The sequence below is a fragment of the Actinomadura macra NBRC 14102 genome (assembly GCF_001552215.1).
Taxonomy (GTDB): Bacteria; Actinomycetota; Actinomycetes; order Streptosporangiales; family Streptosporangiaceae; genus Spirillospora; species Spirillospora macra.
On the sequence record NZ_BCQT01000054.1, the window covers coordinates 1 to 935 of the forward strand.

Annotated in this window: 1 protein-coding gene; it reads right to left on the reverse strand. The window is 66.6% G+C overall.

Annotation, left to right across the window (positions count from 1 at the left end; all coding sequences use genetic code 11):
- Positions 1-151: 151 nt before the first annotated feature.
- On the reverse strand, positions 152-935 hold a 784-nt coding region (locus tag AMA02S_RS43200), incomplete at its 5' end, for an alpha-amylase family protein (RefSeq protein WP_501162068.1).

The window sequence follows — 935 nt, forward strand, 5'->3', positions numbered from 1 at the left end:
TCGCGTGGCGTTCGCGGGCTGAAGGCGTCCGGCACCGGTTCGGACGACGTGGGGACGGTCTCGGGCGGCATCTGGGCACGGGGCTCGTCCCGGGGGACCGGGCCGGGCGCGGGGCCCGGCGGCCCGGGAGGCCGCGACTCGTGAGGTCCGCTCAACTCTCGTTACTCCCGAACGTGAAGATGTGTGCGGGTTGGGTGTGTGGGTCTAGGCGGACGTAGTTGGAGCGTCGCCAGGTGTAGACGGCGCCGGTGAGTTGGTCGGTGACGGTGAAGGGGTTGTCGGGGTCGTCGGGGAGGTGGAGGGCGGGGAGGTCGAGGTGGATGGTGGCTTCGCGGGGGTGGTGGGGGTTGAGGTTGATGATGGTCAGGATGGTGTCGCCGTTGTGGTGTTTGGAGAAGGCGAGGAGTTCGGGTTGGTCGATGGGGTGGAAGTGCAGGTTGCGGAGTTGTTGGAGGGCGGGGTGGGTGTTGCGGAGTGTGTTGAGTTGGGTGATGAGGGGGGCCAGGGTGGTGTGGTGGCGTTCGGCGGCTTCCCAGTCGCGGGGGCGGTATTGGTATTTCTCGGAGTCGCGGTATTCCTCGCTGCCGGGGCGGACGGGGGTGTTTTCGTATAGTTCGTAGCCGGTGTAGATGCCCCAGGTGGGGGAGAGGAGGGCGGCGAGGATGGCGCGGATGTGGAAGGCGGGTGGGCCGCCGTGTTGGAGGTAGTCGTTGAGGATGTCGGGGGTGTTGGTGAAGGTGTTGGGGCGCATGTAGGCGGCGGTGGGGCCGGTGAGTTCGGTGAAGTAGGTGCGGAGTTCTTCGGCGGAGTTTTTCCAGGTGAAGTAGGTGTAGGACTGGTGGAAGCCGATTTTGGCGAGGGTGTGCATCATGGCGGGGCGGGTGAAGGCTTCGGCGAGGAAGAGGACGTGGGGGTGGGTGGTGGCCAGGTCGGCC